Genomic DNA, 1,403 nt, shown 5'->3' with positions numbered 1-1,403 from the left:
TCCAGCTTCCCGTTCACCGTCAACGGCAGCGCGTCCAGCACCACCACCGCCGACGGCACCATGTACTCGGGCAGTCGCCCTCCGGAGAACTGCCGTATCGACGCCGGGAGGTCGGCGTGTCCGGTGGCGTCACCGCCGGTGCCGACGGGCACGACGTAGGCGACCAGGCGCTTGTCACCGGGGCTGTCCTCCCGCACCACCACTGCGGCCTGGGCGACCTGGGGATGCGCCGCGACCGCGGTCTGCACCTCACCCAGCTCCACCCGGAAGCCACGGATCTTCACCTGCTCGTCCGCCCGGCCGGCAAAGACCAGCTGACCGTCCTCACCCCAACGGGCCAGGTCACCCGTCCGGTACAACCGTCCGCCGTTGCCGCGGAAGGGGTCGGCGACGAACCGTTCCGCCGTCAGACCGGCACGCCGGATATAGCCACGCGCCAAGCCGGCACCCGCCACATACAACTCGCCCACCACGCCCGGAGCCACCGGCGCCAAGTACTCGTCGAGCACGAACATGCGCGTGTTCGCGATCGGGCTGCCGAACGGCACCACCCCCTCGCGTTCCGGATCCACCTCACCCACCGCCGCGATCACGGTCGCCTCGGTGGGGCCGTAGGTGTTCACCAGACGCCGCCCCCGCGCCCACACCCCCGCAGCCCGCGCCTCGATCGCCTCCGCACCCACCACCAACGCCTCAACCCCCGCCAGATCCGACGGCTCCAACACCCCCAACAACGACGGCACCACACTCGCCGACCGCACCCGAGCCGACTCCACCAACGCCCGCAACCGCCCAGGCTCCGACCGCTCCACCCCACTCGCCACCACCAACACACCACCACACCCCAACGTCACCGCCACATCCAAAACCGACGCATCAAAACTGAACGACGCAAACTGCAACACCCCCACCCCCGGACCCACCTCCATCAAAGGCCCGAACACCGACACCAAATTCGCCACCGACCCATGCGACACCGCCACACCCTTCGGCACCCCCGTCGACCCCGACGTATAAATCACATACGCCGAATTCGCCACCACCACACCACCACCCAACACACCCACCGAACCACCCGCACATCAGGACACCCCGCCACCGCCTCCAACACCCGCACAAACCCCTCCGCAAAACGCCCCGCAGCCCCCACATCAAACACATCCAGCGCCACCGTCACCGAACCCCGCAACCCCACCGGAACACCACCACCACCACCCAACACACCCACCGAACCACCCTCCAAACCCGCCAACACACCCACCACCGGCACCGAATCCACCACCACCACCCGCACACCCAAAGACTCCGGCACCACACCCACCGTCGACCCCGCCACCAAAACCACCACCGGCCGAGCATCCCCCACCATAAAAGCCACCCGATCCACCGGATACTCCGGATCC

The 1,403-nt window shown here is 68.2% G+C and carries 2 protein-coding genes; both read right to left on the bottom strand.

All coding sequences use genetic code 11. The features are described 5' to 3' along the window. Positions 1-977 (bottom strand): amino acid adenylation domain-containing protein (locus AOK09_RS38655; RefSeq protein ID WP_245687653.1); only part of this gene is annotated, 977 nt, incomplete at its 3' end. 41 nt (positions 978-1,018) lie between these two features. Continuing rightward, positions 1,019-1,403 (bottom strand): hypothetical protein (locus tag AOK09_RS36510; RefSeq protein WP_217698541.1); only part of this gene is annotated, 385 nt, incomplete at its 5' end.

Source organism: Peterkaempfera griseoplana, assembly GCF_001418575.1.
Lineage (GTDB): Bacteria > Actinomycetota > Actinomycetes > Streptomycetales > Streptomycetaceae > Peterkaempfera > Peterkaempfera griseoplana.
The sequence above is the reverse complement of the archived record's forward strand: the minus strand, read 5'-3'. Positions and strand labels throughout refer to the sequence as shown.